Here is a 26,188-nt window from a genome sequence, read left to right as displayed (position 1 = left end):
CGACCCCCCGACGGGCCGGCAGGACGCCCGGATCATGGGCGAATCAGCTACCGCTGGAAGCGCTGGAGCTGTCCGAGCCGCTCGAACCGCTGGAGCCACTGGATCCGCTCGAACCGCTCGAACCGGTGCCGTCGTCCGCACCGTCCAGCGGATCCGTACCACCGGCGGCGGACTCCGAAATGAAGCCGGTCGCCTTGGTCGTCAGCTCCGTTCCGGTGGAGTTGGGCACCTTGGCCCGCCAGTTGACGATCGGGTTGAGAATCCCGAACGGACCGCAGCCCGTCGCCCCCGGAAGAGTGAAGTCCGACGCCGTGTTCTGGATGTTGGACGCAACCAAGACGCCGGCGGGCCACTCCGTGCCGTCACTGACACCGATGGACGACGGGTCGTCGACCGGGTTGGACTTGTGCAGGTTCAGTTCGACCGGGGCCGAATCGGTCCCGATGTAGCAGTTGTCGCCCAGGAACGGATTGTCGATCTTCATCCGCGTTTTCAGGGTCATATCGAAGTTGAAGAGGTCGCCGTTGAACACCGGAACCTCCACCGCCTCGACCGTCGCGGTCACCGCGGCCAAGCCGAACAGGTTGTTGAACGGGAGATCGACCCCGAGCACACCGCCGGGCACCGTCAACGGCTTGCCGTAGACACCGTTGTGGCCGTCGTCGCGGGGGATGAAGTCGTCGTCAGGGGCGTTGCCCGCGATGACCATGTCGCCGAGCCCGATCGGCAAGTTGAAGCCGTTGTTCGCGAACGTACCGCTCTCGACGAGCACCGTGAGGCAGCCTTGCGCGATTGCGGGATCGCACACGCCACCACCCGGGACAGGGGCGGGCGTCGGAGCTGCCGACGCCAAGGGAGCCAGCAGCGCCATCGAGGCGCCCACCGCACCTGCCACGGCCACGGTGCGCATTGCCCCGCGACGCCGCGTGACTCTCGAATCGTTCTTCACACGTCCTCCTCAGTTATCGAGCATTCGATGTGCGTATCCACGGGTTATGGGCACACAGAGGGGTGAGCAACGGCGAACGCCTCTCGCCGCGAGTTTCGGTCAGTCGAACTGTGCTGCGGATACACCCCGTCGTCCACAGCACCGAGAGCCCGGCGAATGAATGGCTTCTACCTGCACATTCGCCGCGGACTCGGAGCGCCTTCGACTGTTACGCAAGGTAACAGCTGGAGTGGTTTATATCACAGCACGGCGCCGCCGAATACGAATCTCGCGACTTTTCGCCCATCGAATTTTTTGGGTCTACCGGTCAGTAGTTCGACATGCCACACTGTTTGCTCATGACGAGCACACGTGCAGTTACCGCCGCCGTCGCGGCAGCAGGAGCACTGCTTCTCACCGCGTGTAGCGGGCAGGATTCGACGCCGGAACACACCGGACACGACGCTTCCGCCACCTCGGCGAGCCCCACGACGTCGACAGCGGCACAGGCGTCGTCCCCCGGTCAGGCCGCGCCTGCCCCGGCGACGGAACCGTCCACTCCCCTGCCGGCACCGACCACGACGGTCGCGCCCCCACCACCGGTGACCACCGTGCCGCCGCCCGCTCCGCGCCCGGCCGCACCTGCGGCCGGCGGAATCGACGCCCGGTCACCGGAGCAGGTCGTCGCCGAGTCGGGCGAACGTGGGCAGCGCTACCTCGCCGCACTGCGGGGCGCGGGCATACCACCGACCGGGATGGACGGGGTCGAGGTGCTGTACGCGCAGGGCACGTGCGAGGCCCTGGCACGGGGCGATTCACGGTCGAGCGTTCTGGCCGAATTCGATTCGGCCGGAAAGGCATACGCACAGTTCTTGCCGATGCCGGCGGACCGGATCGCGGAGATCTACGTGTCGACGGCCGAGAAGACGTACTGCTGACGCCCGTCAGGCCACGGAGCGCAACCAGTTCGCGAGCCACGACGTCGCGGTGGCGCCGTTGCGATCGACGACATAGGTCGAGTAGTCCTGATGCACCTGCGACTCGTAGAACTGACGGAGCTTGTCGGCCCGATCGTGGTTGGCGCCGTCGGAGGACTGCGATTCGAGGGTGGGCACACCGCCCGCGGCAATCACGTCCTGCGCGATGACGAGCGCCTCCTGCGCGTACCGACCACTGAGCGGCGCCAGCGGTGAAGAGTTCTGGGCCATGAACCCGGCCAGGCGGGTCACGAAGTCGTCCTTCGGGGTGGAGCAGTACAGGTCACCGGCCGCACAGAAGGTGCGCGTCTGCGGGTTCACCAGACCGAAGCCGCCGATCCGCGGTCCGCCGGCCCCGTTTCCGATCACCTGCGGGCCGACGATGTTGTCACCCTCGGACCGGCGCGGATCGGACAACAACCCCACCGCCGCAATCCGATTCGGTGGGACGACGCCCAGCCCGGTACCGATCTCGGCTGCCAGGTCACCCGCCGCGTCCGCGCCCTGGCTGTACCCGATCAGGGCGAAGTTCGTGTTGCCGCAGCGCCCGGCGACGTCCGCGATGATCCCGCGCGCGTTGTCGACGGCCTGCCGCTTGGACGCGCCGTACACCTCGGTCTCCCACGGGAACGCCGTAGCCACATAGGTCACGTAGTCGACACCGACCGACGACGGCAGCCGGTTGGTCACCGCCGACAGCAGACCCGGACCGCGGCTCGCGCCCGGATCCGTCGTGGTCTCCCAGGTTCCCGGAATCGCCACCACCTGCAGATTCGGGCAACTCGGAGCAGCCTGCGCAGTGCCGACCCCCACCGACACCACCGAACCGACAACCGTTGCGACGCAGGCTCCGAACACCGCCAGCGACCTCTTCACACGCATCAACCCGGCACCCCACTCACTCGCTCCGAGTGGCCACTTCCCCATGGCCACATGTCGTGACGTCCCCTCCCGTGACAACGCCTGCGGGTGACGCGACAGGTAGATCTTGGCAGCCCCACATGTCGATACGGTGCACGATCGGTAAACGCACGTTACCGGAGCGGGGCGCGGTGGTGGGCTTCTTCGAAACGTCCTCTTCGTACCCGGAACACGATGGGCCCCCTCGCCTTCCGCGAGGGGGCCCACCAGACGGATCGGATCAGCCGCCCAAGCTACCGAACAGTCCCGTCAGCCCACCGAGGCTGCCGGTGCCACCGCCCGGATTCGGAACGGTGTCCGGATCGCCGGTCACCGTGACGTTCACCGGAGTCGCCGCCGAGTCGATGAACCCGGCGTCGGCGGTGAACTGGGCCGTGACCACGAACTCTCCCGGGTTCTGGAAGAACGTCGTCAGCGTCGCGACGCCGTTCGCGTCCACCCGCACCGGTCCGCCGAGCAGCACGTCGCCGAGCTTGAACTGCACCGTGCCCCGGGCGTCGGCCGGATCCAGGCGCGCGGTGAGCGTCACCGGCGAGCCCTTGGCGGTGGAGGCGACCGGATCGACCGTGATCGTGGTGGCCACGTCGGCGGCCGGCGCCTCGGTGACACTCACCGGGTACTGCAGCGAGACCGACGGGGAGATGCCGTCCGCGCCCGAGTACCGCGCGATCACCCGGTGCGTGCCGTTGGTGGTGAAGGTGTGCGGGAGCACCGCGACACCGTCATCCATCACGTCGGCGGTTCCGACCGGCGTTCCGTCGACCTCGAACGCCACCGTGCCACCCGAGACACCCGGCTCGACCTTCGCGGTGAGGTTCACCGGCTGGTCACGGTAGGCGTCCTGTTCCGGCCCGGTCACCGACGTCGTGGTCTGGATGTCCTGTGACGTCACCGTGACCGACTTCGACGCGGTCGACGGGTTGAAGAACTCCGCGCCCAGGTACTTCGCCTCGTAGACGTAGTCGCCGTCGGTGTCGATCGACTGCGGCAGCGACGCCTTGCCGTTCACCAGATCGACCGGTGCACCGACATCCTCACCGTCGCGGGTGAACTGCACCTGTCCGCTGTCCGGGGTCGGCACGACCGTGGCGTTGAGCGTGAACTCGCCGCCGTTGGTGACCGCGCTCGGGCCGTCCAGGTAGGTGACGGTCGCGACCGCCTGGCGCTGGATCTGGATCGTGGCCAGCGGACCGGCTCCGGCGTTCAGGGGACCGCTCGCGGTGTCCCGCGGCGAGCACTGGGTGGGCGCCCAGACGGTGCCGACGATCGGCGCACTGGCCCGGGGCAGGAACGTCAGGAAGTTGGCGTCGTTGCCGAACTGACCGGCGTTTCCTGCGGTGCGCAGCTTCATCGAGATCTCACCGGCCGCGCCGGCCTTCAGCGTGGCCTTGACCTGCGGCAACTGGAACGTAGTGGTGCTGCCCGACGCGTTCGCCTTGATGCCGCCCTCGGAACTCTTCGAGGATTTCGGTCCGTTTCCGATCGTCTCGTTGTTGCCGGACAGCCGGATGATCGTGCCGTTCGGGTCGGGATTTCCACTCTCGTTGACCACGAGGACGTTCGGCGCGACACCCGTGATGCCCGACGACGTCCCGGCCACCACCTCGGCGCCGACGAACTGCGCGTTCTCCGGCATCGCGACGTCGATCTTGAGCCGCGAGATGTTCGACAGGCTCGCGCCCGAACCGAGATCGTTGGGCACCGAGATCGGCGGCGGCGAGATCGTCACCACGAACTCCTCACCGGGCGCCACGGTTTCGGGCGCATCGACCGTCACCGACGCCGCCTGCACCTGAGTCTGCGGCCCACCGGCCAGACTCGAGGACGGCGTCGCCTGACACGCGTTGTTGAACGGCGTGGTCGTCGTCGCCGCGGACGCGGCTCCCACGCCCAGGACACCGGCACCGGCGACCACCGTCGCCCCCACGGCGACCGGCGCGAGGTAGCGGTACAGCTTGGAACTCATCGATCCTCCTGCACTCATCTCGTCAGCCTCCGATCGATCCGGCGAGCAGCCCGGCGAGCGGGCCTTCCAACAGCGAGCCGAGGCTGCCGGCGCCCGGTTCCGGAGCCACCGGCGCGGCCGACACGTTCAGCACGACAGGGTTCGACACCGTGTCACGGAAGCCCTCACCGGCAACGAATTTCGCGGTGATCAGCTGCGTGCCCTCGAAGTCGAGGGTGGTGGTGACGGACGCCTTGCCGTCGACGACGGCGACCGGGGCGCCGACGGCCTCGGTGCCCTTGTAGAACTGGACGGTGCCCTGCGCGTCGGCCGGGTCGACATCGACGGTGAGCGTGACGGTCTGGCCGACGACCGACAGACCCTGGACCGTCAGGTCCGCGTTCACGGCCGTGAGCACGGGCGCGGTCGGGGCGACCGTGGCCGTGAACGGTGCGGACGTGGAGGCCGAGAAGCCCTCGGTACCGGCGAAGTCGGCGACCACCTGGTAGGTGCCGGCGGTGTCGAAGGTGTGCGCGAAAGCCGCGACGCCGTCGGCGGTGCCCAGATCGACGGTGCCAACAGCGGTGCCGTCGACGGAGAAGGTGACGGTGCCACCGGTCGGGATGGGGCGAACGGTCGCCATCAGGTTGGTGGGGCTACCGGCCTCGGCGGTCACCGGCTCGACGACCACCGTCGTGGTCTGCCAGTCACCGTACGAGACGGCGATCTGCTGCGCGGTGGCGGCCGAACCGGCGACCCCGAAGCCGCCGACGAAGTTCGCCGTCACGGAGAAGTTGCCGGGGTCGTCGAAGCGATGGTTCAGCGTGGCCGTGCCGCCGCTGACCTGGACAGGGCTGCCCACGTCGGTACCGTTGATCGCGAACTGGACGGTGCCCTGTGCGTCGGCCGGAGTGACGGTGGCCTGCAGCGGCACCGTCGCGCCTGCCTCGGCCGTGGCCGGCACGGTCACGGTCGTCGCGGTCTGGACCGGGCCGACCTCGACCTCGACCGGAGCCGACTCCGAATCGTGGAACAGACCCGTAGCCGTGTACTTGGCCGAGATGGAGTACGTCCCCATTGCGGTGAAAGTGTGCGCCAGGGTGGCGGTTCCACCGCTCACCGCGACGGGAGCCCCGATCGGATCGGACCCGTCGAAGAACTGCACGGTGCCCGTGGCACCGGCCGGCAAGACCGTGGCCGTCAGATCCGTCGAGCTACCCATGGCCACCGTGCCGACGGGAGCCACGGAAGTGGTGGTCTCCGACTTGTTGTCCAGGACCCGAACCTTGGCACCGGAGGCGTTGGAGCCCTGCTGGCTGCTGAACGTGTAGACGTCGAAGAGGAAGCCGCTGTCGTAGTCACCGGGCGCGAAGTTGTCCGGGATCTTGTAGTTGACGGTGAAAGTCAGCACGGTGCTGCCGATGACCTTGAACCCGTCCGTGCCGAGCACGGGAACGGACGTACAACCGTTCCCGGCGCAGACGGCCTTGACACCGGCTGCGCCCTCGCTCGTCACGGTGCCGTTCGGCGTGGTGTTCCCGTTGAGGAACTGGAATCCGGCGGGCGCGATGTGCCGGATGGAGGTCATGTACCGGCCCAGATTCAGGAAGCCGCCGGCTTTCGAGTTCTCCCAGATGCTCGACCGGTAGGTGACCGTGTCGCCGGGATTGGCGACGTTGCCGGCCACACCGTTGACGCTGACGACCTCGGTCTTCCAGCCAAGGTTGTCGGCTGGCTGGTCACCGGATGTCGCCGACGGTGGCGGCCCCGTGGGATCGGCACCTGCCGTCCCGACCATGCCCAAGGTCAGCGCGGCTGCGCTGGCCAAGGCCACGAGCGGGCCGGCCGCTCTACGAAGTTTCGACGAAAACACTGATCCTCCTCGGGTAGGTCCGCCTTTCCCCCGACTCGGCGGTCATGTGTCACTCATCACATGCGGCAGACCATAGCCGTTGCAAGATCGTTGTAGAAGCGTTTTCTGGTCGAACGTCCAGAAAACAATTCGTGCCTCCGCACGTTTCGGACCGAAAAAAGGGCGAAGGCCCCGTCCCACGCGAGGCGATGCGTGGAACGGGGCCTTCGGGCTTCGAAGGACGATCGGCAGGGAGCGACGTTGATCCCCGCCGATCGCTCAGCGCTGCGGAGCGCTGGTGGTGCTGATCGGCGTCGGCAGAGCCGTCGATCCTTCGAGGAACTTGTCGACCGCGGCCGCGCAGGAGCGACCCTCGGCGATGGCCCACACGATGAGCGACTGGCCGCGGCCCATGTCGCCCGCGACGAACACGCCGTCGACATTGGTGGCCCACTCCGACGAGCGGGCGACGTTGCCGCGCTCGTTGAGGTCGACACCCAGATCGGTGAGCAGGCCCGGCTTCTCGGGACCGACGAAGCCCATCGCGAGGAACACGATGTCGGCCTCGAGCTCGAAGTCCGAGCCCTCCACCTTCTGGAAGCGGCCGTTCACCATCTCGACCTCGTGCGCCTTGAGCGCGGTCACCTTGCCGTCGCGACCGACGAACTCCTCGGTGTTGACCGAGAACACGCGCTCGCCGCCCTCTTCGTGAGCGGACGACACGCGGTACATCAGCGGGTACGTCGGCCACGGAGTGGAGCCGGCGCGCTCGGCCGGGGGCCGCGGCATGATCTCGAACTGGTGCACGCTCTCGGCGCCCTGACGATGGCTGGTGCCGAGGCAGTCGGCACCGGTGTCGCCGCCGCCGATGATGACGACCTTCTTGCCCTTCGCGGTGATGGTCGGCTCCGCCAGATCGCCCAACTGCACACGGTTCGCGATCGGCAGGAACTCCATCGCCTGATGGATGCCGTCCAGCTCGCGACCGGGGATCGGGAGGTCACGCGCTTCGGTGGCACCGCCGGCGAGGACCACCGCGTCGAACTGCTCACGCAGCTGCTCGGCGGTGATGTCGACACCGACGTTGACACCGGTGCGGAACACCGTGCCCTCGGCCTCCATCTGCGCCAGCCGGCGGTCGATGTGGCGCTTCTCCATCTTGAACTCGGGGATGCCGTAGCGCAGCAGACCGCCGATGCGGTCCTCACGCTCGAACACCGTCACCGAATGCCCGGCCCGCGTGAGCTGCTGCGCCGCAGCCAGACCCGCGGGGCCGGAGCCCACGACAGCAACCTTCTTGCCGGTGATGTGCGACGCGCGCACCGGCTGGACCCAACCCTCGTCGAAGGCGCGGTCGATGATCTCGACCTCGACCTGCTTGATGGTCACCGCGTCCTGGTTGATGCCGAGCACGCACGACGCCTCACACGGCGCCGGGCACAGTCGCCCGGTGAACTCCGGGAAGTTGTTGGTCGCGTGCAGCCGGTCGATTCCCTCGCGCCACCGGTCCTTGTAGACCAGGTCGTTCCACTCGGGAATCAGGTTTCCGAGCGGGCAGCCGTTGTGGCAGAACGGGATACCGCAGTCCATGCACCGGCTGGCCTGGGTCTTGAGGGTGTCCGAGGAGAAGTCCTCGTACACCTCCTTCCAGTCCATCAGGCGCAGCGGCACCGGGCGGCGGATGGGCAGCTCGCGCGACGTGTGCTTCAGGAAGCCGTTCGGATCACCCACGAGCTGCCTCCATGATTGCGTCGTCCACGTTCGTTCCGTTCTTCTTCGCGGTCTCGATAGCGACGAGGACCTTCTTGTAGTCGCGCGGCATGACCTTCGCGAAATGTGCCTTCTGGTGCGACCAGTCGGCGAGGATCCGAGCCGCAACCTCGGATCCGGTCTCGTCGCGGTGGCGCTCGACGGCGCCGTGCAGCCATTCGAGATCCTCGACGCTGAGGTCCTCGAGATCGACCAACTCGGTGTTGAGGTTGGTCCCGAAATCACGATCCGGGTTGAAGATGAACGCCACACCACCGGACATACCGGCGCCGAAGTTGCGGCCGGTCTTTCCGAGGATGACCACCTTGCCACCGGTCATGTACTCGCAGGCATGATCGCCCACACCTTCGACGACAGCGGTGGCGCCGGAGTTGCGGACGGCGAAACGCTCGCCGACGATGCCGCGGACGAGAGCCTCACCCGCAGTGGCACCGAACAGGAGCACGTTGCCGCCGATGATGTTGTCCTCGGGCACGAAGCCCTCGGCCGTCTTCAGCGGCGGGCGGACGACGATGCGTCCACCGGACAGGCCCTTGCCGACGAAGTCGTTGGCGTCACCGTGCAGCCGCAGCGTCATGCCCTTGGGCACGAACGCGCCGAAGCTGTTGCCCGCCGAGCCCGTGAAGGTGATGTCGATCGTGTTGTCCGGCAGTCCTTCCGCGCCGTAAGCCTTCGTCACCTCGTGGCCGAGCATGGTGCCGACCGTGCGGTTGACGTTGGTGATCTCCGACTCGAAGGCGACGGCTTCGCCCTTGTCGAGCGCCGGACGAGCCAGCTGGATCAGCTGCTGGTCGAGCGCCTTCTCCAGGCCGTGTTCCTGTGTGCCCGAGCAGTACAGGTCCTGGTCCGCGAACGCGGACTCGACCCGGTGCAGGATCGGGGACAGGTCCAGCTTGGACGCCTTCCAGTGCTCGAGCGCCGCGGTGGTGTCGAGGACGTCGACCTGGCCGACCGCCTCCTGCAGGGTGCGGAAGCCCAGCTCGGCGAGCAGCTCGCGCACCTCCTCGGCGATGAACATGAAGAAGTTCTCGACGAACTCCGGCTTACCGGCGAAACGCTTGCGCAGCACCGGGTTCTGCGTCGCGACACCCACCGGGCAGGTGTCGAGGTGGCACACGCGCATCATGATGCAGCCCGAGACCACGAGCGGAGCGGTCGCGAAACCGAACTCCTCGCCGCCGAGCAGCGTCGCGATCATGACGTCGCGGCCGGTCTTCATCTGACCGTCGACCTGGACCACGATGCGGTCGCGAAGACCGTTGAGCAGCAGCGTCTGCTGGGTCTCGGCGAGGCCCAGCTCCCACGGCGCACCGGCGTGCTTGAGCGACGTCAGCGGCGACGCGCCCGTGCCACCGTCGTGACCCGAGATGAGCACGACGTCGGCGTGCGCCTTCGAGACACCCGCGGCGACGGTACCGACACCGATCTCCGAGACCAGCTTGACGTGGATCCGCGCCTGCGGGTTCGCGTTCTTCAGGTCGTGGATCAGCTGGGCCAGATCCTCGATCGAGTAGATGTCGTGGTGCGGCGGCGGCGAGATGAGGCCGACGCCCGGGGTGGAGCCACGCACCTCGGCGACCCACGGGTACACCTTGTGCGGCGGCAGCTGGCCACCCTCGCCGGGCTTGGCGCCCTGCGCCATCTTGATCTGGATGTCGGTGCAGTTGCTCAGGTAGTGCGACGTGACACCGAAGCGGCCCGACGCGACCTGCTTGATCGCAGACCGGCGCCAGTCACCGTTCTCGTCCGGCGTGAAGCGCGACGGATGCTCGCCGCCCTCACCGGAGTTCGAGCGGCCACCGAGTCGGTTCATCGCGATCGCGAGGGTCTCGTGTGCCTCCGCGGAGATCGAGCCGTAGCTCATCGCGCCGGTGGAGAACCGCTTGACGATCTCGCTGGCGGGCTCCACCTCGTCGATCGAGATCGGCTGACGCAGACCGCTCTTGAACTTGAACAGGCCGCGCAGCGACGCCAGGCGCTCGGACTGGTCGTCGACCAGCTTGGTGTACTCCTTGAAGACCTCGTACTGGCCGGTCTTGGTGGAGTGCTGGAGCTTGAACACCGTGTCCGGGTTGAACAGGTGGTACTCGCCCTCGCGGCGCCACTGGTACTCGCCGCCGACCTCGAGCTCGCGGTGCGCCCGCAGCTCCGGCCGGTCCAGGTACGCATTGGCATGGCGCGCAGCGACATCCGCCGCGATCTCGTCCAGACCGATGCCGTCCAGGTTGGACTGCAGGCCGGTGAAGTACTCGTCGACGAGTTCCTGCGACAGGCCGATCACCTGGAACAGCTGCGCACCGGTGTACGACGCGAGCGTCGAGATGCCCATCTTCGACATCACCTTCAGCACGCCCTTGCCGGCGGCCTTGATGTAGTTCGTGACGGCCTTGTCCAGCGACAGGCCGGCGAGCTGATCCGACTGCAGCAGTTCGTCGATGGTCTCGAACGCCATGTACGGGTTGACGGCCGAGGCGCCGAAGCCGAGCAGCGCCGCCATGTGGTGGACCTCGCGGGCGTCACCGGACTCGACGACGAGACCGACCTTGGTACGGGTCTTCTCGCGCACCAGGTGGTGATGCACCGCGGCGGTGAGCAGCAGCGACGGGATCGGCGCGTACTTCTCGTTGGACTCGCGGTCCGACAGCACGATGATGCGGGCGCCACCGGCGATCGCCTCGGACACCTTGTCGCGCACCGTGTCCAGTGCCTTGCGCAGGCCCTCGCCGCCCTGTGCGACGGGGTAGACACCACGCACGACGACGCTGCGGAAGTGCGGGAACTTCGCGTTGTCGTTGAGGTGGATCAGCTTCGACAGGTCGTCGTTGTGCAGGATCGGCTGCGGCAGCACGATCTGACGGCACGACGCGGCCGACGGCGTCAGCAGGTCGGCCTCGGGGCCGATGGTGCCGCCCAGGCTCGTGACGATCTCCTCGCGGATGGCGTCGAGCGGCGGGTTGGTGACCTGCGCGAACAGCTGCTGGAAGTAGTCGAACAGCATCCGCGGACGGGCCGACAGCACCGCGATGGGGGTGTCGGTGCCCATCGAGCCCAGCGCCTCGCCGCCGGTGACGGCCATCGGCTTGACGAGGAGGTTGACCTCTTCGTTGGTGAAGCCGAAGATCTGCTGGCGCAGCACGACCCGGTCGTGGGTCATGTATGTGTACTTGCTCTCCGGCAGGTCGTCGATCTGGACGAGGCCCTCGTCGATCCACTGCTGGTACGGGTGCTCCGCGGCGAGCTCCGACTTGATCACGTCGTCCGAGATGATGCGGCCCTGTGCGGTGTCGACCAGGAACATGCGGCCCGGCTGCATGCGCATGCGGCGCACGATCTTCTCCGGGGCGATGTCGAGGACGCCGACCTCGGACGCCATGACGACCAGGCCGTCGTCGGTGACCCACACGCGCGACGGGCGCAGGCCGTTACGGTCCAGCACGGCGCCGACGACGGTGCCGTCGGTGAAGCACACCGATGCCGGGCCGTCCCACGGCTCCATGAGCGCCGAGTGGTACTCGTAGAACGCCTTGCGTGCCGGGTCCATGCTCTCGTGACGCTCCCAGGCCTCCGGGATCATCATCAGCACTGCGTGCGGCAGGCTGCGCCCGCCGAGGTGCAGCAGCTCGAGCACCTCGTCGAAGCGCGCGGTGTCGGAGGCCCCGGGGGTGCAGATCGGGAAGATCTTCTCGAGCGCGCCGTCGCCGAACACGTCGGACTTGATGAGCGCCTCGCGGGCCCGCATCCAGTTCTCGTTGCCGCTGACGGTGTTGATCTCACCGTTGTGGGCGACGCGGCGGAACGGATGCGCCAGCGGCCACGACGGGAAGGTGTTGGTGGAGAAGCGCGAGTGCACCAGGCCCAGCGCGCTCTCGACACGGTCGTCCTGCAGGTCGAGGTAGAAGCCCTTGAGCTGCGGCGTGGTGAGCATGCCCTTGTAGACGAACGTCTGGCCGGACAGGCTCGGGAAGTACACCGACTCGCGGCCCGGGCCGTCCTCGCCGGCGCCGGATTCGCCGAGCTCGTGCTCGACACGCTTGCGGATGACGTACGCACGACGCTCGAGGTCCATGTCGGTGACCGAATCGCCGGCCGAACCGATGAACACCTGACGGAACGTCGGCATCGCGGCGCGGGCCAGCGTGCCGAGCGACGAGTCGTCGGTGGGGACCTCGCGCCAGCCGAGAACCGTCAGGCCCTCCTCGGCGACGATCTTCTCGACACCGGCGGCGGCCTCGTCGGCAGCAGCGTCGCCCTGCGGCAGGAACGCGATGCCGGTGGCGTACGCGCCCGCGGCGGGCAGTTCGAAGTCGACGACGGCGCGCAGGAAGCGGTCCGGGACCTGGAGCAGGATGCCCGCGCCGTCACCGGTGTTGGGCTCGGAGCCCGCGGCGCCGCGGTGCTCGAGGTTCACGAGCGCGGTGATCGCCTTCTCGACGATGTCGCGGCTGCGCCGACCGTGCATGTCGACGACGAACGCGACGCCACACGCGTCGTGCTCGTTCGCCGGGTGGTAGAGCCCCTGGGGCCCGGGAAGATGCTTCATACCTACTGCCTTCGTATGCGTAGATGCACCGACGACCAGCAGCGCTGATGGCCATACAACTGCAGAGCATGTACCTGCACGACACTGTGCGGCACCGACCGAGAATGGCTCCTCGTTGAGCCTCGGCACGGGACTGACGTCCGCCCCGGCGACGTTGCTCTGGGGCGTTTCAGACGGTTATGAGTCCACCGTGTTGAGAAAAGGTTAATTCACGCACCCGGGAGAAACGCAAGCAAGGCTCCCCTCTCCACTCCGTGACCTGTGGTTTTTCTCCCCATTGCTAGGGAAATGAAGTGCACATCACAGCCTAGAGCGATTGTTTCGCGCCCGGAGGGCCGACGAGTTGCAGCATCGGCACGATCGTCGGCCGCACCGTCACCGCCGAGTCACGGCTCGATCGCGACCACCGACACCGAGTCGCCGTCGTAGTTCGACACGTACGCCCGGGTGCCGTCCGGGGTGATAGCCACGGCGGACGGACTGTCGCCGACGACGACGTTCCCGACGACGGCGTCGACCGCGGTCCCGAGCACCGACACCGTGTCGCTCGCATAGTTCGTCACGTACGCACGGGTCCCGTCGGGCGTGACCGCGGTGCCGAACGGGCGGTCGCCGACCGGGACGGTGGCGACGACGGCGTTCACCGGCAGCGCCACCACCGACACCGCGTCGCTGTCCCACGCGGTGACGTAGGCCCGGGTGCCGTCCGGCGTGATCGCCACCCCGAACGGCCCGTCGCCGACCGGGACGCTGCCGACGACGGTCGCGGTCGCGACGTCGATCACCGCCACCGCGTTGCTGCCCTGTTCGGCGACGTACACGCGCGTGCCGTCCGGGGTGATCGCGACCTCGGAGGGCAACCGGCCGACGGGAACCGTGGCGGTCACAGCGTCCGTGCGGGTGTCGATCACCGACACCGTGCCGCCGTCGTAGTTCGACACGAAGGCCCGCGCACCGTCGGGAGTCACCGCGACCCCCTCCGGGCCGGCGCCGACCGGGACGGTGGCCACCACGGTTCCGGCGGCGGTGTCGAGCACGGACACCGTGCCGTCGTCGGAATTGGTGACGTAGGCCCGGGAACCGTCGGGGCCGATCGCGACGTCGGTCGGATACCCGCCGACCGGCACCGTCGCGGTGACGGTGCCGGTCGCGGTGTCGACGACGGTGACCGCGGCATCGAAGTAGTCGGTGACGTAGACGCGGGAGCCGTCGGGGGCGACGGCCACCTCGGTAGGTCCGGCACCGACCGGGACGGTCGCGGTCACGTTGTCCGCGTGGACGATCGGCGCGGACAGGACCAGGCCTGCCACGGACACCGCCACCAGCGCCGCGGACCTGGACATCGAAGTCACGCGCTTTCCCTTCTCCAAGAGGGCAAATCGCCGGAGTCGGACAGCGCTCACACACCGTCGACGGCGGCGCATCTTCGTTTCACCTCCATTGGACGCCGCGTCGACGGGCCTGTAAACACCCGGGCGAGCGGCGCACCGGATCGATGCCCGGAAGCGCCGCCGGACGTCGGGTACGGTCCCCACATGGCTGGCAAGGCAGCGATCCTCGGTGGCGGCATCGGTGGGCTGACGGCCGCCAACGTCCTGATCCGCCGCGGATGGGACGTCTCGGTGTTCGAACGCTCCCCCGCACCGCCGACCACGGGGACCGCTCTCGGGATGTGGCCCCAGGCAATCTCCGCGTTGGACGTCGCGGGTGTCGGCCCCCACGTGCGGGACGTCGGTGCGCGGCAGCAGCGTGCCGCCTTCCTGCGACCGGACGGCTCGGTGATCGGCCGGGTCGACAGCGCCCGCCGCACGGCGTATCTGATCTCCCGTCCGGCGCTGCTGGGCATCCTCGTCGACGGTCTTCCGGCCGGCACCGTCCGATTCGGCGAGCCCGCACCCGATCTCGGCACCCTCGCCGACTTCGACGTCGTCGTCGCGGCGGACGGCACCCGTAGTGCCACCCGCGACGTGTTGTTCGGGTCCCGCTACCGCCCCGTCCCCACCGGCCTGACGGCGTGGCGCGGGTGGATTCCCGGCGAGACGGCATCGGTCACCGAGACGTGGGGTCCGGGCGCCCTGTTCGGCATCACCCCGCGGGAGGGCGGCCTGGTGAACTGGTTCGCCGCGGTCCGGTCCCCCGTCGGCGTCTCCGACGGAGTCGACCTGCTGCGCAGCCGTTTCGGCGACTGGCACCAGGACGTCCGGAAGATCCTCGAGCAGATCGACCCGGACACCGTGCTGCACCACGACCTCTACGAGTCGCCGAAACTGCCGTCGTACGTGCACGGGAACGTCGCGCTGATCGGCGACGCCGCGCACTCGATGGCCCCGAACCTGGGCCGGGGTGCATGCGAGGCGATGGTCGACGCCGCGACGCTGGGCCGGCTGCTCACCGAACACGCTGTGCCCGACGCCTTGCGGCGCTACGACCGGGCCCGACGCCGTCCCACCCGCCGGCTGGTGCGGGCCTCGCACGTCGCGGGCCGGATCGCGACCGCGCGGCGGTGGACCGGCATCCGGGACGTCGTCGTGGGACTCGGCTCACGTTTCGCGTGAAACATCGGACCCCGAGCGGATCCGGCTGCAAAAATAGCTACTGGCCGCAGCGAGTAGTCAGCTGCGGCCAGTGCAGGACGAACATTAGCACTTGTTGAACGTTTGTCTCACAGGGATCGAACTTCTTGCCCGAGTGCGAGATCCCGCGATCCCGACTCCACCCGAATGCCCTGGTCAGACCTTCGCGACAGCGGGTGCGCCGGGCTCGACCGACGCCGGCGCGGGCCTTCGACCCGGGATCGCCGCGGCGATGGCGGCGGCGACGAGCGCCACACCGCACCCGATGAGCAGACCGGTACGGAAACCTGCCTCCGTCGGGATCGTGTGCCCACCGCCGATGTCGACGCTCATCTGCGCGAGCACGACACCGACCACGGCGGCCGCGACGGACGTACCCACCGAGCGCATCAGCGTGTTGAAGCTGTTCGCGGAGCCCGTGGCCGACGGCGGCACCGCGCTCATGATCAGTGCGGGCATGGAGCCGTAGGCCAGGCCGACACCGGCGTTCGAGATGCAGACCACGACGAGCAGGCCCCACGTCGAGCCCAGCAGGAGCATCGACGAGCCGTAGCCGAGGGCGATGACCAGCGCACCTAGCACCAGCGTGACCTTCGGGCCGCGCGCCGCCGACAACTTGGCGCCCACGGGCGAGACGGCCATCATCACGAAACCACCGGGCAGCATCCACAGGCCCATGGCGAGCATCGACTGGCCCAGCCCGTAACCGGTGGACTCGGGCAGCTGGAGGAGCTGCGGGATGATCAGCGACTGCGCGTACATCGAGAAGCCGACGACGACGGACGCCGCATTGGTCAACAGCACCTGACGGCCCGCGGCCAGGCGCAGGTTCACGAGCGGGTCCGCGGTGCGCAGCTCCCACCAGCCCCAGGCCAGCAGCACGACCACCGCCACCGCGAACAGCCCCAGGATCTCGGGGCTCCCCCATCCCCAGACGGCGCCCTTCGACACCGCGAGCAGCAGGCTCACGAGCCCGATGCCGAGACCGACCGCGCCGACGAAGTCGAAGCCGCCCGTGGCCATCGCCGGGGTGGCCGGGACCAGGCGCCAGATCAGCACACCGATGAGCACGCTGAGCACCGCGCAGCCCCAGAACAGCACCCGCCAGCTGGTGTTCTGGGTGACGGCCGCGGAGATCGGCAGACCGAGCGCACCGCCGATGCCGAGGGTGGCGCTGATGAGCGCGATCGACGAACCGAGCTTCTGTGGCGGTACCAGTTCACGCAGCGCACTGATACCGAGCGGCACCATGCCCATGCCGAGTCCCTGCAGACCACGACCGATCACCATGGGCGCGAGCGACGTGGCCAGCGCGCAGGTGATCGAGCCGATCACCAGCGGCACCGAGCAGAAGAGCAGCATCCGCCGCTTGCCGAGCAGGTCCCCCAGTCGCCCGGTGACCGGCGTGGCGACCGCACCCACCAACAGCGTGATGGTGACGACCCACGACGCGTTCGACGCCGTGGTGTCGAGGATGCGCGGCAGGTCGCCGATGAGCGGGACCACAAGGGTCTGCATGAGTGCTGCCACGATGCCGGCGACCGCCAGCACTGTGACGATGCCCCCCGAACGGGTGGCGGGCGCGGAGTTGTCCACGCGGGTCTCCCAACTTCTCGATCAATGGATTTCGTTACGCAAAGTAGTTGCAGCATACAACCAAGTTGTATCGTGCAATCAAGTTGCATCGCGCAAAATCCCAGTTCGGAGTGATATGTCCGATTCCGGCGGGCACAATGGGAGGGCATCGCGACACCGATGCGGCTTTGCGAGAGGACCGGTATGGACAAGCCCACGAACCTGATCGATTTCGAGACGATGCTGCTCGGCCGGCACCTCACGCTGCACAATCCGCGCCCCCGCCGCAGCGGCGGCCGACTCGACCGCAGCGCGTACACGCTCCTGAGCCGGATCAGCGTGGAAGGACCGATGTCGATCGGACAGCTCAGCGACGCCCTCGCGCTCGACACCTCCACCCTCCACCGCCAGACCACCGCGATGCTCAACGCCGGGCTCGTCGACCGCATCCCCGACCCCGACGGCGGCATGGCCCGCAAGTTCCGGCTCACCGACGCCGGACGGGAGGAACTCGACGCCGAGCGCACGGCGAACATCTCGGCCCTCGACCGGGTGATGCGCGACTGGTCCGCGGAGGACGTCGCCGCCTTCGCCGCCTACCTGCGCCGGTTCAACACCGACATCGAGGAACTCGACGGCCGGGCCTGGCCGCGGCCGTGACCGGGCGGGAACGAAGAAAGCCGCGCAACGCTCTGGTTGCGCGGCCCTTCGCTCGTCGACGTCTACGAGGACAGCTGCCGGGACGGCTCGACCTTCCCGATCTCGCCGGGCTGATCGTCGGCCTGCAGTTCGCCGACCTCGCTCTTGAGGATCCGCAGCGAGCGACCCAGCCCGCGTGCGGCGTCGGGCAACTTCTTGGACCCGAACAGCACCAGCAGCACCACCGCCACGATCGCCCAGTGCCCGGGACTCAGCGCGCCCATCAGGACGGCTCCTCGCCGTCGGGGTAGACCGCGTCCACCTCGACCTCGACCAACCATCCCGCGACCGGCAAGCTGCCGACCTCGAGCGCGAAACGGGTGGGACGCGCGCTGTTCCGCTCGATCGGGGCGGCTGGTGCCGCCGTCCCCATCGGCACCAGTTCGGTGTCGCCGGTCTCGAGGTTCGTGTTGGCGAAGAACTGCCGGTAGGCGCGATTCCAGCCCGCGTAGTCGGCGCGATCGGTGCCCGGCGCGTTGTCGAGGAACACGCGCATCGTCACGACGTCCTCGAGCGTGAGTCCCTGTGCCTCCAGGTTCTCCCGGATCTTCTTGAGTACGTTGATGCCCTGCGCCTCGGTGACCGTGACCCCCGCCGGCAGCATCCCACCGCCGAACTGGCTGTCGATGTACGACTCCGGGGTGCCCTCGGGCGCGGCCTTGTTGGACGCCGCCGGCCCCAGACCGCTGGTCTTGTAGACGGCCGCGCCGCCGCCGATCGCGACACCCTGCGCGATCATCGGATTCGCCTGGCCCGCTTCCAGAACCGACTTGGAGACGAACGTCGACTCGGGTGCGGGTTCCGCCTCGGCGGTGTCGGACGAACAACCTGCTGCGGTCAGGATCAAAGCCGAGCCTGCGAGGACCGCGGCGATGGCCTTGCGAGAGACGGAAGTCATGATGGCTCCTTCGTGAATGGTGAACGGGCTCAAGCGGCCTGGGCGACGCGCTGATGGATCTTGGTGATGACGTCACGCGCGGACGTGAAGGCCCCGTGCTGCCACGCGATGGCGTTGGACAGGTGATCGCCCGCGAAGTAGATGCGGTCGACCGGCTCGAGCAGCTTGGTGTACTCGGGGGTCGCGGCGCCGCCGTGCGAATCGCCGGCCCCGGCCCACGACGCCCACGCCGACTCGGAGTACTTGGTGCGCCGCCACGAACCCGAGAACGACGACGAGATGTCGCGGGTGTACTTGTCGCCGTGGATCTCCGAGCCCTCGGCGATCGCCTTCGCGAGCCGCTGCCGGTGCGTGAGCGACTCGAAACCGAGCTGACGCCGACCCGAGCTGTAGTAGGCCACCACCACACCGCGATCGGAGTTGTAGTGGTCGTACGGGAACATGATCTGCGAGATGTCCCGGTCGGTGTTGGATGCACCGCCGTAGATCCGGTCCTCGATCTCCCACCAGCGGCGCGAGTACTCGATGCCGAGCTTGCCGGACGACGACGGCGTCGCGGCCCGCAGTGCGGTGACGACGTCCGCCGGCAGGTTGTTGTCGAGTCGCTCGATCAGGTGCGGCGGTATGGTGCAGATCGCGTACTCGGCGGTGACGGACTCGAGCCGGCCGTTCACCCGGTACTCGACGGTCACCCCGTCGGGTGTGTTCTTCATCGATGTGACCTCGGCGCCGTAGACGAGACTGTCGCCGATCTCCTCCGCGAAGCGGTAGTAGATCCGGTCCATGCCGCCCACCGGGGTGAGCATCGTCATCGCTTGGTCGTACTCGAAGTCGAATGCGAAGTTGCGGCCGATGCCGCTCTGGATGACGTCGGACATCGGTAGTGCCGGCTTCTGGGTACCGAAGTTCAGGCCCGCCCCCGGCTCGGAGTCGTAGCCGCGGCGCGGCGACCCCAGGTAACGACCGTCGTCGGACAGGTCGCCGAAGCTGCTGAGGAACTCCGACAACGCGTCCTTGTCGTCCTTGGTGAGGACGTCGTCGAGCGCGCCCTGGTTCGTCGCCTTCTGCAACAGCTCCGAGACGTAACCGAAGGTGTCGGCCTTCGCGGCGCGGTAGGTGATGGACTGCCCGGCCAGCGGTTTGGTGCCGGTGTAGTTGACCATCGTGTTGGCGTTCTGGTTGCCGAACATCTGTAGTTCGACACCCAGCTCGCGGCAGTAGTCGAGCGTGACGTGCCCCTGCGGGATGCGGGTGGCCCCGAGGTTGAAGAAATGCCCCTCGGAGAACGTGCACTTCTGGGTCTCGCCGTTGAGATCCGTCTCCTCGGTGCCGGCCCGAACCGACCACACCCGACCACCGGGGCGGGTCCGCGCCTCGAGCACCGTCACCTTGTAGCCGGCCTTGCGCATCTCGTAGGCCGCGCACAGACCCGCAGGCCCGCCACCGAGGATCACCACCGAGTGATCGCCGCGCACCGAGCCGACGAAGTCACCGGTCGACAGCGACTGGAAGCGCTTGGGGGCGCCGGCGGCGGCGGGGGCCATGCCGATCGAGGACATCGCCCCGTACGCCAGGCCCGCGCCACCCGTGACGCCGAGGGCCTGCATGAAAGTTCTACGTGTGAATGCCATTTCACGCTCCCAGTTGTCCGCCCGGCGATCCGGGTGATCAGTTCGGAACTCATCCTGGGGACGTCTCGGGTCGCGGAGTTGTCACGGGGGAAACGGTTTCGCGGAGTCGACTGAGAACATGCGTCGTGCCGTTGCGTGGCATTCTCGAGCAGGTGCGATCAGAGGAAGCATGCACGCAATATCGTTGTTACACAGACTCACTAGCGTCACGCGCGTGTCCGCACTCACCGACGCGATAGCGCGCTCGTTCACCACCGGGGAGCCGGAGCGTCCCGCCCTGTCGTCGATGCGAGCCCTCGGCCGGCGGCAACTGTCCGGTGTCGAGGTGCTGGCGCAGTCCGTCGCCACCACCGCACCGGCCGTGTCCATGGTGATCCTGCCGCTCACGATGCTCACCCACGACCGCCTCGTGAGCGGCATCGTGACGATCCTGGTCGCGACGATCGCCGTCACCCTCATCGCGTTCTGCGTCTCCCAGTTCACCCGGCGCATGGCGGCGGCCGGCGGTCTGCACAGCTTCGCGTTCCGGGGATCCGGGAGCCGGGCGGCGCTCACCGCCGCCGTCGCGATGCTGGTGAAGTACGTCGGCAGCGCCGTCATGACGCTGTATCACGGCGGTCAGGCGGTGATCGCGCTGTGCGGGCTCGCCGGATTCTCCCCGCCCGCACCACCGGTGTACCTCGCGCTCGCGGTGGGCATCCTGTGTTGCCTCGTGCGCGGTGTGCGGTTCGCGGCGGTGACGATCCTGGCCGTCGAGATGTGCTCGCTCGCCTTCATCGTCGCCCTGATGCTGTTCGGCGACAACGCGTCCGCGCCGGTCCTGGTCCCGCCGGCGTCGGGGCACGGCACGCTGGCGCTCGTCCTCACGGCACTGTTCGCGCTCGCGGGATTCGAGAGCGCCGCCTTCTTCGGACCCGAGGCCCGGCGGCCGCTGGTGACCGTCACCCGAACGGTGTTGCTCACGCCGCTGATCTGCGGATCGCTGTTCCTGTTCGCCGGTTGGGCGGCCTGGACCGGGCGCAGCGACACCCTCGTCGACGCGTACCTGCACGGCACCGCGACCGGGGTCGATCCCGTCATCGTCGTGGCATTGAACGTCGGACTGAGCTGTTCGTGGCTGGCCTCGTCGATGGCGTCGTCGAATGCCGCGTCCCGGCTGGTGTATTCGCTCGGCGTCGAGGGCGCACTCCCCCGCTGGTGCGGACGGGTGCATGCGTCGTTCCGCACCCCGGACGCGGCCCTGGCGCTCGTGGTCGGCGTGGTGGTCTTCGGCGCCGGAACGTTCGCGGTGCTCGGCACCGGCGTCGTGTTCGGCGACCTGAGACTGGTCGTGCGCGGCGCCGTGATCGTCGCGTACGTGGTGGTGGCGATCGCGTCGGTGCGCTTCCTCAGCCGCATCGGCGAACAGACTCCCCGCGTGCTCGCCGCGAGCACCCTCGGCAGCGTCGCCGGGACGTCGGTGCTCGGATACCTGGTGTACGTCAACGTGATCGACGCGTCGTACGTGGTGCCCGTCGCGGTGGTCGCCGTGCTGTCGTCCGGACTGGTGTGGCGCTCCTGGCTGCGCGGTCGCCACCCGGACGCGCTGCTGCGCATGGGGGCATTCGACAACGCCGAATCCGCGGACGTCCTGCCCGGGGCGGGCGTGTTCGCCGCCGACGCGTCCGGCCGCACCGTCCTGGTCGGCCGGGACGCTCGCTGATGGCGCCCGCGAGAGACCTCGGCGGCAACGAACCGCGCGCCGTGCAGCGGGCGCTCGCGCTGCTCGAGGCGGCCGCACAACTGGGCTCGGGGGCCTCCGCGAAGGAGATCGCCGCGCTCGCCGGCATCCCGCAGGCGACGGCGTACCGACTGCTGAACCTGCTCGTCGCCGACGGCTATCTCGTCCGTGTCGCCGATCTCTCCGGCTTCACTCTCGGACGCCGCACCCGCGAATTGGCCGGGGCCGCAGACCGACCCGTCGACGTCGGCGCGGTGCTCGAGGAACTGCGCTCCCGGGTCCGCTACGGCGTGTACCTCGCGTCGTACGAGAACGGACGGGTGCGCCTGATCGACCGCGACCCCGATCACGAACTCGCCGGCGAGCGCACACTGGTGACGGCGCCACACGCGTCGGCGATCGGCAAGCTGCTGCTCGCATCGCGTCCCGACCTCGCGGCCGGTCCGCTGCGGAAGGTCACCGCCCGCACCATCACCGACCACGACGCATTGGAGGTGGAACTGTCGGTGATCCGCCGCGGCGAACCCGCGCGCGAGGTCGACGAGATCCGGGTGGGCCGCTCCGCCGTCGCCGTTCCAGTCCACGACAGCCGGCGCGCCGTCGTCGGCGGCCTCGCCGCGATCGGCCCCACCGGGCGACTGGCCGTCGACGACACCGACCTGGTGAACCTGCTGCGCGAGTATGCCGGACGAGTGGCGCCGGGCGGGGTCCGCACACCCTCGTGAACCGTCAGACGCCGTCCTGTTCCGCGTCGAACCGGGCGCGAGCATCCTCGATCGCCGCGCGGTTCGTCTCCGCCCAGCCGACGAGGACATCCACCGGATGGCGCAGCGTCTTGCCGAGTGGAGTGATGCGGTATTCCACGGCGACCGGACGGGTGCTCAGCAGTTCGCGCTCGACGATGCCGTTGCGCTCGAGCCGGCGCAGCGTCGCCGTGAGGGATTTCTGCGTCACCGCGGGAATCGCCCGGCGTAGGTGGTTGAAGCGGCTGGGACGCTCGCACAACTGGTCGAGCACCGCCAGCGACCACTTGTCGAGGACCTGATCGAGCAGTTCTCGATGAGCCGGGGTGACGGCGAGTCCTCCGGAAACGGCCGGGTAGGTATCGGTCATGCCACCTAGTTTCGTTGAAGTGCCCTGCATACACCAAGTATCAATTGGATACCTTCCGCAACCGATCCTGGAGGACATCCACCATGACCGTGCAGTTCCGCAACCCCGACGGCATGACCCGGCCGACCCCCTATCACCACGTCGCGATCGGATCCGGGACCCGCCACGTCCACGTGGCCGGGCAGATCGCGCGTCTCGCCGACGGAACTCCCGTGGCACCGGGCGATCTCACGGGCCAGGTGGCCCAGGCCCTGCGCAACACCGCGGCCGGATTGACCGGCGCCGGTGCAACTTTCGACGACGTCATGCGGCTCACCTTCTACGTCACGGGCTGGACGCCCGACAAGATCGACGGGTTCATGGCGGGCATCGAGCAGGTCGCGGCCGAGATCGGACTGGCCGTGCCGATGCCCCCGGCATCGCTCATCGGCGTGGAATACCTGTTCGAGCCGGACGTGCTCGTCGAGGTCGAGGCCACCGCGGTCTGCGGCTGACCCCGCTAACGTGGTGCCGATGGAGGAGTTCGTCGGCGCGATCGCCCGCTTACGCTCGGCGGGTTGGTCTTTCGAACCGGGCCCGGTGCACGTGCGGGTTCCTGCGCCGCTGGAGTCCGCCCCGGCCGGCCAGACGGCGTGGGCGTCGTCGTTCTCACGCCTGTCCGGTCCCGACGACACGACCTGGTTCCTCTCCCTCGGCGACTACGCGGAGCCGTCCGACGATGCGTTCGCCTGGAACGAGTTCGAGACCATGAGCCGGGAGGCAGCGTCGGGCCCCGAAGACGAGGCCGCGATCACCGAGTTCTGGAGGCGGCACCGCCCGATCCTGCTCTCGGTCCGCGGCCCGTACTCGTATCTCGCGATCCGCGACGACGGCGTGATCGTGCACGGCGCCGAACCCGAGTTCGAGGACGCCACCGAGGTCGCACCCGATCTCGCGACACTGCTGAGAACCATCGGCGACCCGCCCACGCCGGGCATCGGTCTCGTCGAGACGTTGTTGTTCGGCCGAGAGTAGAAGGCCCGACTTCTTCGAGAACGACGAAGGCCGCGATTTTCCACTTCGCAGACCGGGGTCACGACTCAGTCCCTGTTCTCGTCTACCGACTGGATCCGCCGAGTACGCCGGTGACAAGCAGTTGCACCAGACGGTCGGCGTCGTAGGCGGGATCCGCGGCCGCCCCGATGCACAGGTTTCCGATGCCTTTCATCAGGTTGTACGCGCCCACCGTGGGCATGGCGCCGCAGTACTCGAGCGCCGCGTCGAGCAGGGCGGCACACACCGGCACGAGACGGTCGACGAAGTAGGCGTGCAGCGCATCCGATCCGGCGCTGTCGCCCTGCAACGCGCCGGCGAGGCCGTGCTTGGTGACCAGGAACTCCACGAACAGGGCCACCCATTCGCGCAGGGCCGCTTCCGGCGTCGGACTCTCCTCGAGCAGTCTGGGGCCGGCGTCCGCGCACGCCTCGACCTGGTGGCGGTACACCGCGACCACGAGTTCGGGGCGGGTCGGAAAGTGTCGGTAGATCGTCCCCATCCCGACACCGGCCCTCGCCGCGATCTCCCGCACCGGCGCGTCGACGCCGGACGTCACGAACACTGCCGCCGCTGCGTCGAGAAGAGCCTGCTCGTTCCGCCGCGCGTCGGCGCGCTTCGTCCGGCGCTCGCTCTCATCGGTCACAGAACACGCTCCTCCACGTCGGCACCAGGTTGCTATCCGGAACACTGCTCCGTATTGTTCGGAACAGTGCTCCGCTTTCCATTATGGCAGGGCACAGCCCCTCGAAAGGACCCCCGTCTTGACCTCTTCGGTCCAGTCTTCCGCACTCGCCGCCACCCTCGACGAACTCGTCGGCGCCGGCACCCCCGTTCTCTCCGTTGCCCCCGTCGAACTGTCCGCCCCGGGCCGCGCACTGCCGCTGGAGGTGCGGGTCTCCGCGCCGACCACCGGCTCCGACCTGCCGGTCGTGCTGTTCTCGCACGGCAACGGGTGGAACCACGACGGCTACGCGCCTCTGGCCGCGTTCTGGGCCTCCCGGGGCTTCGTCGTGATCCAGCCCACCCACCTGGACTCCCGGCGCTACGGGATCGGATTCGACGACCCTCGCTTCCCGAGTATCTGGACTGAACGAATCGCCGACCTCGAACGCATCCTCGACCAACTCGCCGACATCGAGGCCGCCGTCCCCGGACTGACCGGACGGGTCGACCACACCCGCATCGCCGTCGCCGGCCACTCCTGGGGCGCACAGACCGCGCAGGCACTCCTCGGCGCCCGAATCCTGGACGAGGACGGGCAGGTCGGGGAGGACATGTCCGACAGCCGCGTCTCGGCCGGCATCCTCCTGGCCGCGACCGGCATCGGGGGTGAGGACCTGAATCCGTTCGCGCGGGCCAACTTCCCGTTCATGTACCCGTCGTTCCGTGAGCTCACCACGCCGACACTCGTCGTCGCAGGCGACCACGACCAGTCCCGGATGTCCAGCCGCGGCCCCGACTGGTTCACGGACGCATACAGTTTCAGCCCCGGCGCCACCGACCTGCTCACTCTGCACGACGCCGAGCACGCCCTGGGCGGGATCCCCGGATACGAGGTCGCCGAGACTACCGACGAAAACCCGGAGCGGGTGGCCCTACTGCAGCGGATGAGCACTGCGTACCTTCGCACCGCGCTCGAGCTCGATACCGACGCCTGGGCCGCGGCCCGGGCGGCCTTGGCGAACACAACCAACCCGATCGGTCACGTCGACAGCAAGTAGCCCGGACTCACCGGACCCGCTCGCCGCCGGGCTCTTCGGGTGACCCGACTACTGCCTGCGGGCCGCAGCCCTGCCGCTGCATCCGGTGGACAGTCCAACCGAACCCGCCAACGAAAACGAGGTCACGAACTCTTTCGAGTTCGTGACCTCGTTCGCCGCAGTTCGTGGAACTGCTCGTTGTGGGCGAAGGGGGACTTGAACCCCCACGTCCCGAAGGACACTGGCACCTGAAGCCAGCGCGTCTGCCATTCCGCCACTCGCCCGAGCGACGTGGAAAACACTAGCACGCA

At 68.4% G+C, this 26,188-nt stretch carries 21 protein-coding genes and 1 tRNA gene; 8 read left to right on the top strand and 14 right to left on the bottom strand.

Annotation, left to right across the window (positions count from 1 at the left end):
* Positions 1–43: 43 nt before the first annotated feature.
* Positions 44–949, bottom strand: coding sequence for a hypothetical protein (locus C7H75_RS00255; protein ID WP_233281828.1), 906 nt, complete (start codon positions 947–949; stop codon positions 44–46).
* A 338-nt stretch (positions 950–1,287) separates the two neighbouring features.
* Between C7H75_RS00255 and C7H75_RS00250 the strand changes: the two genes are divergently transcribed.
* The gene (locus tag C7H75_RS00250; RefSeq protein WP_106850784.1) at positions 1,288–1,866 is read left to right on the top strand and encodes a DUF732 domain-containing protein; all 579 of its coding nucleotides are present in this window, start codon (positions 1,288–1,290) and stop codon (positions 1,864–1,866) included.
* Positions 1,867–1,872: 6 nt separating this feature from the next.
* Here the strand turns inward: C7H75_RS00250 and C7H75_RS00245 are convergent, their stop codons facing one another.
* The 6 genes from C7H75_RS00245 to C7H75_RS00220 all read right to left on the bottom strand — a co-directional run bounded on the left by C7H75_RS00245 (position 1,873) and on the right by C7H75_RS00220 (position 14,276).
* Positions 1,873–2,787, bottom strand: coding sequence for a cutinase family protein (locus C7H75_RS00245; RefSeq protein WP_005516530.1), 915 nt, complete (start codon positions 2,785–2,787; stop codon positions 1,873–1,875).
* 259 nt (positions 2,788–3,046) lie between these two features.
* Positions 3,047–4,792 (bottom strand): Ig-like domain-containing protein, encoded by a 1,746-nt coding sequence (locus C7H75_RS00240; RefSeq protein ID WP_106850783.1) that lies wholly within the window; start codon positions 4,790–4,792, stop codon positions 3,047–3,049.
* 22 nt (positions 4,793–4,814) lie between these two features.
* Positions 4,815–6,605: an Ig-like domain-containing protein gene (locus C7H75_RS00235; protein ID WP_106850782.1), complete on the bottom strand. Its 1,791-nt coding sequence runs from the start codon at positions 6,603–6,605 to the stop codon at positions 4,815–4,817.
* Positions 6,606–6,902: 297 nt separating this feature from the next.
* A complete protein-coding gene (locus C7H75_RS00230) occupies positions 6,903–8,354 on the bottom strand; it encodes a glutamate synthase subunit beta (protein WP_005516534.1) in 1,452 nt (483 codons plus the stop codon).
* Positions 8,347–12,933 (bottom strand): glutamate synthase large subunit, encoded by a 4,587-nt coding sequence (gene gltB, locus C7H75_RS00225; RefSeq protein ID WP_106850781.1) that lies wholly within the window; start codon positions 12,931–12,933, stop codon positions 8,347–8,349. Before gltB ends, C7H75_RS00230 begins: the two co-directional genes overlap by 8 nt.
* Before the next feature lie 386 nt (positions 12,934–13,319).
* Positions 13,320–14,276: a beta-propeller fold lactonase family protein gene (locus tag C7H75_RS00220; protein ID WP_233281934.1), complete on the bottom strand. Its 957-nt coding sequence runs from the start codon at positions 14,274–14,276 to the stop codon at positions 13,320–13,322.
* A 192-nt stretch (positions 14,277–14,468) separates the two neighbouring features.
* Here C7H75_RS00220 and C7H75_RS00215 point away from each other — a divergent pair, with 192 nt between their 5' ends.
* Positions 14,469–15,488: an FAD-dependent monooxygenase gene (locus C7H75_RS00215; protein ID WP_022593217.1), complete on the top strand. Its 1,020-nt coding sequence runs from the start codon at positions 14,469–14,471 to the stop codon at positions 15,486–15,488.
* A 174-nt stretch (positions 15,489–15,662) separates the two neighbouring features.
* Here C7H75_RS00215 and C7H75_RS00210 read toward each other — a convergent pair whose 3' ends face one another.
* Positions 15,663–17,102, bottom strand: coding sequence for an MFS transporter (locus C7H75_RS00210; protein ID WP_013414397.1), 1,440 nt, complete (start codon positions 17,100–17,102; stop codon positions 15,663–15,665).
* A gap of 183 nt (positions 17,103–17,285) precedes the next feature.
* Here C7H75_RS00210 and C7H75_RS00205 point away from each other — a divergent pair, with 183 nt between their 5' ends.
* Positions 17,286–17,741, top strand: a complete 456-nt coding sequence (locus C7H75_RS00205) for a MarR family winged helix-turn-helix transcriptional regulator (protein ID WP_022593215.1) — start codon at positions 17,286–17,288, stop codon at positions 17,739–17,741.
* Between the two features lie 62 nt (positions 17,742–17,803).
* On the opposite strand, the gene tatA is transcribed toward C7H75_RS00205, so the two are convergent.
* The 3 genes from tatA to C7H75_RS00190 are packed head-to-tail and all read right to left on the bottom strand — an operon-like array spanning position 17,804 to position 20,285.
* On the bottom strand, positions 17,804–18,004 hold the full coding sequence (gene tatA / locus C7H75_RS00200) for a Sec-independent protein translocase subunit TatA (protein WP_005516546.1): 201 nt from the start codon (positions 18,002–18,004) through the stop codon (positions 17,804–17,806).
* A complete protein-coding gene (locus tag C7H75_RS00195) occupies positions 18,004–18,678 on the bottom strand; it encodes a Rid family hydrolase (protein WP_005516548.1) in 675 nt (224 codons plus the stop codon). Before C7H75_RS00195 ends, tatA begins: the two co-directional genes overlap by 1 nt.
* 29 nt (positions 18,679–18,707) lie before the next feature.
* The gene (locus tag C7H75_RS00190; protein WP_064076455.1) at positions 18,708–20,285 is read right to left on the bottom strand and encodes a flavin monoamine oxidase family protein; all 1,578 of its coding nucleotides are present in this window, start codon (positions 20,283–20,285) and stop codon (positions 18,708–18,710) included.
* Positions 20,286–20,523: 238 nt separating this feature from the next.
* Here C7H75_RS00190 and C7H75_RS00185 point away from each other — a divergent pair, with 238 nt between their 5' ends.
* Both C7H75_RS00185 and C7H75_RS00180 read left to right on the top strand, forming a co-directional pair.
* Positions 20,524–22,011 carry an APC family permease gene (locus tag C7H75_RS00185; protein WP_106850780.1) on the top strand — a complete coding sequence of 496 codons (1,488 nt, stop codon included), beginning with the start codon at positions 20,524–20,526 and terminating at the stop codon, positions 22,009–22,011.
* Positions 22,011–22,754: an IclR family transcriptional regulator gene (locus tag C7H75_RS00180; protein WP_005516552.1), complete on the top strand. Its 744-nt coding sequence runs from the start codon at positions 22,011–22,013 to the stop codon at positions 22,752–22,754. The genes C7H75_RS00185 and C7H75_RS00180 overlap by 1 nt, the downstream gene beginning before the upstream one ends.
* 4 nt (positions 22,755–22,758) lie before the next feature.
* Here C7H75_RS00180 and C7H75_RS00175 read toward each other — a convergent pair whose 3' ends face one another.
* Positions 22,759–23,142: a winged helix-turn-helix transcriptional regulator gene (locus C7H75_RS00175; protein WP_005516553.1), complete on the bottom strand. Its 384-nt coding sequence runs from the start codon at positions 23,140–23,142 to the stop codon at positions 22,759–22,761.
* Between the two features lie 83 nt (positions 23,143–23,225).
* Here C7H75_RS00175 and C7H75_RS00170 point away from each other — a divergent pair, with 83 nt between their 5' ends.
* Both C7H75_RS00170 and C7H75_RS00165 read left to right on the top strand, forming a co-directional pair.
* Positions 23,226–23,636 carry a RidA family protein gene (locus C7H75_RS00170; RefSeq protein WP_106850779.1) on the top strand — a complete coding sequence of 137 codons (411 nt, stop codon included), beginning with the start codon at positions 23,226–23,228 and terminating at the stop codon, positions 23,634–23,636.
* A gap of 19 nt (positions 23,637–23,655) precedes the next feature.
* Positions 23,656–24,156 carry a hypothetical protein gene (locus C7H75_RS00165; RefSeq protein ID WP_106851959.1) on the top strand — a complete coding sequence of 167 codons (501 nt, stop codon included), beginning with the start codon at positions 23,656–23,658 and terminating at the stop codon, positions 24,154–24,156.
* 82 nt (positions 24,157–24,238) lie between these two features.
* Here C7H75_RS00165 and C7H75_RS00160 read toward each other — a convergent pair whose 3' ends face one another.
* Positions 24,239–24,820 (bottom strand): TetR/AcrR family transcriptional regulator, encoded by a 582-nt coding sequence (locus C7H75_RS00160; protein ID WP_084844075.1) that lies wholly within the window; start codon positions 24,818–24,820, stop codon positions 24,239–24,241.
* A gap of 118 nt (positions 24,821–24,938) precedes the next feature.
* Between C7H75_RS00160 and C7H75_RS00155 the strand changes: the two genes are divergently transcribed.
* Positions 24,939–25,898, top strand: a complete 960-nt coding sequence (locus C7H75_RS00155) for an alpha/beta hydrolase family protein (protein WP_081187751.1) — start codon at positions 24,939–24,941, stop codon at positions 25,896–25,898.
* Between the two features lie 180 nt (positions 25,899–26,078).
* Here C7H75_RS00155 and C7H75_RS00150 read toward each other — a convergent pair.
* A tRNA-Leu gene (locus tag C7H75_RS00150) sits at positions 26,079–26,161 on the bottom strand.
* Positions 26,162–26,188: the final 27 nt, after the last annotated feature.

The organism is Rhodococcus (subgen. Prescottella) equi (assembly GCF_003013675.1).
In the GTDB taxonomy this organism is placed as follows: domain Bacteria; phylum Actinomycetota; class Actinomycetes; order Mycobacteriales; family Mycobacteriaceae; genus Prescottella; species Prescottella equi.
This window is presented reverse-complemented; position numbering and strand designations above follow the sequence as displayed.

What these genes read in the sequence shown, in the direction of transcription:
- C7H75_RS00190 (WP_064076455.1), bottom strand. Translation starts at nt 20,285, where the DNA reads ATGCAGGCCCTCGGCGTCACGGGTGGCGCGGGCCTGGCGTACGGGGCG.
- C7H75_RS00205 (WP_022593215.1), top strand. Translation starts at nt 17,286, where the DNA reads ATGGACAAGCCCACGAACCTGATCGATTTCGAGACGATGCTGCTCGGC.
- C7H75_RS00170 (WP_106850779.1), top strand. Translation starts at nt 23,226, where the DNA reads ATGACCGTGCAGTTCCGCAACCCCGACGGCATGACCCGGCCGACCCCC.
- C7H75_RS00175 (WP_005516553.1), bottom strand. Translation starts at nt 23,142, where the DNA reads ATGACCGATACCTACCCGGCCGTTTCCGGAGGACTCGCCGTCACCCCG.
- C7H75_RS00195 (WP_005516548.1), bottom strand. Translation starts at nt 18,678, where the DNA reads ATGACTTCCGTCTCTCGCAAGGCCATCGCCGCGGTCCTCGCAGGCTCG.
- tatA (WP_005516546.1), bottom strand. Translation starts at nt 18,004, where the DNA reads ATGGGCGCGCTGAGTCCCGGGCACTGGGCGATCGTGGCGGTGGTGCTG.
- C7H75_RS00165 (WP_106851959.1), top strand. Translation starts at nt 23,656, where the DNA reads ATGGAGGAGTTCGTCGGCGCGATCGCCCGCTTACGCTCGGCGGGTTGG.
- C7H75_RS00215 (WP_022593217.1), top strand. Translation starts at nt 14,469, where the DNA reads ATGGCTGGCAAGGCAGCGATCCTCGGTGGCGGCATCGGTGGGCTGACG.
- C7H75_RS00245 (WP_005516530.1), bottom strand. Translation starts at nt 2,787, where the DNA reads ATGCGTGTGAAGAGGTCGCTGGCGGTGTTCGGAGCCTGCGTCGCAACG.
- C7H75_RS00240 (WP_106850783.1), bottom strand. Translation starts at nt 4,792, where the DNA reads ATGAGTTCCAAGCTGTACCGCTACCTCGCGCCGGTCGCCGTGGGGGCG.
- gltB (WP_106850781.1), bottom strand. Translation starts at nt 12,933, where the DNA reads ATGAAGCATCTTCCCGGGCCCCAGGGGCTCTACCACCCGGCGAACGAG.
- C7H75_RS00180 (WP_005516552.1), top strand. Translation starts at nt 22,011, where the DNA reads ATGGCGCCCGCGAGAGACCTCGGCGGCAACGAACCGCGCGCCGTGCAG.
- C7H75_RS00250 (WP_106850784.1), top strand. Translation starts at nt 1,288, where the DNA reads ATGACGAGCACACGTGCAGTTACCGCCGCCGTCGCGGCAGCAGGAGCA.
- C7H75_RS00220 (WP_233281934.1), bottom strand. Translation starts at nt 14,276, where the DNA reads ATGTCCAGGTCCGCGGCGCTGGTGGCGGTGTCCGTGGCAGGCCTGGTC.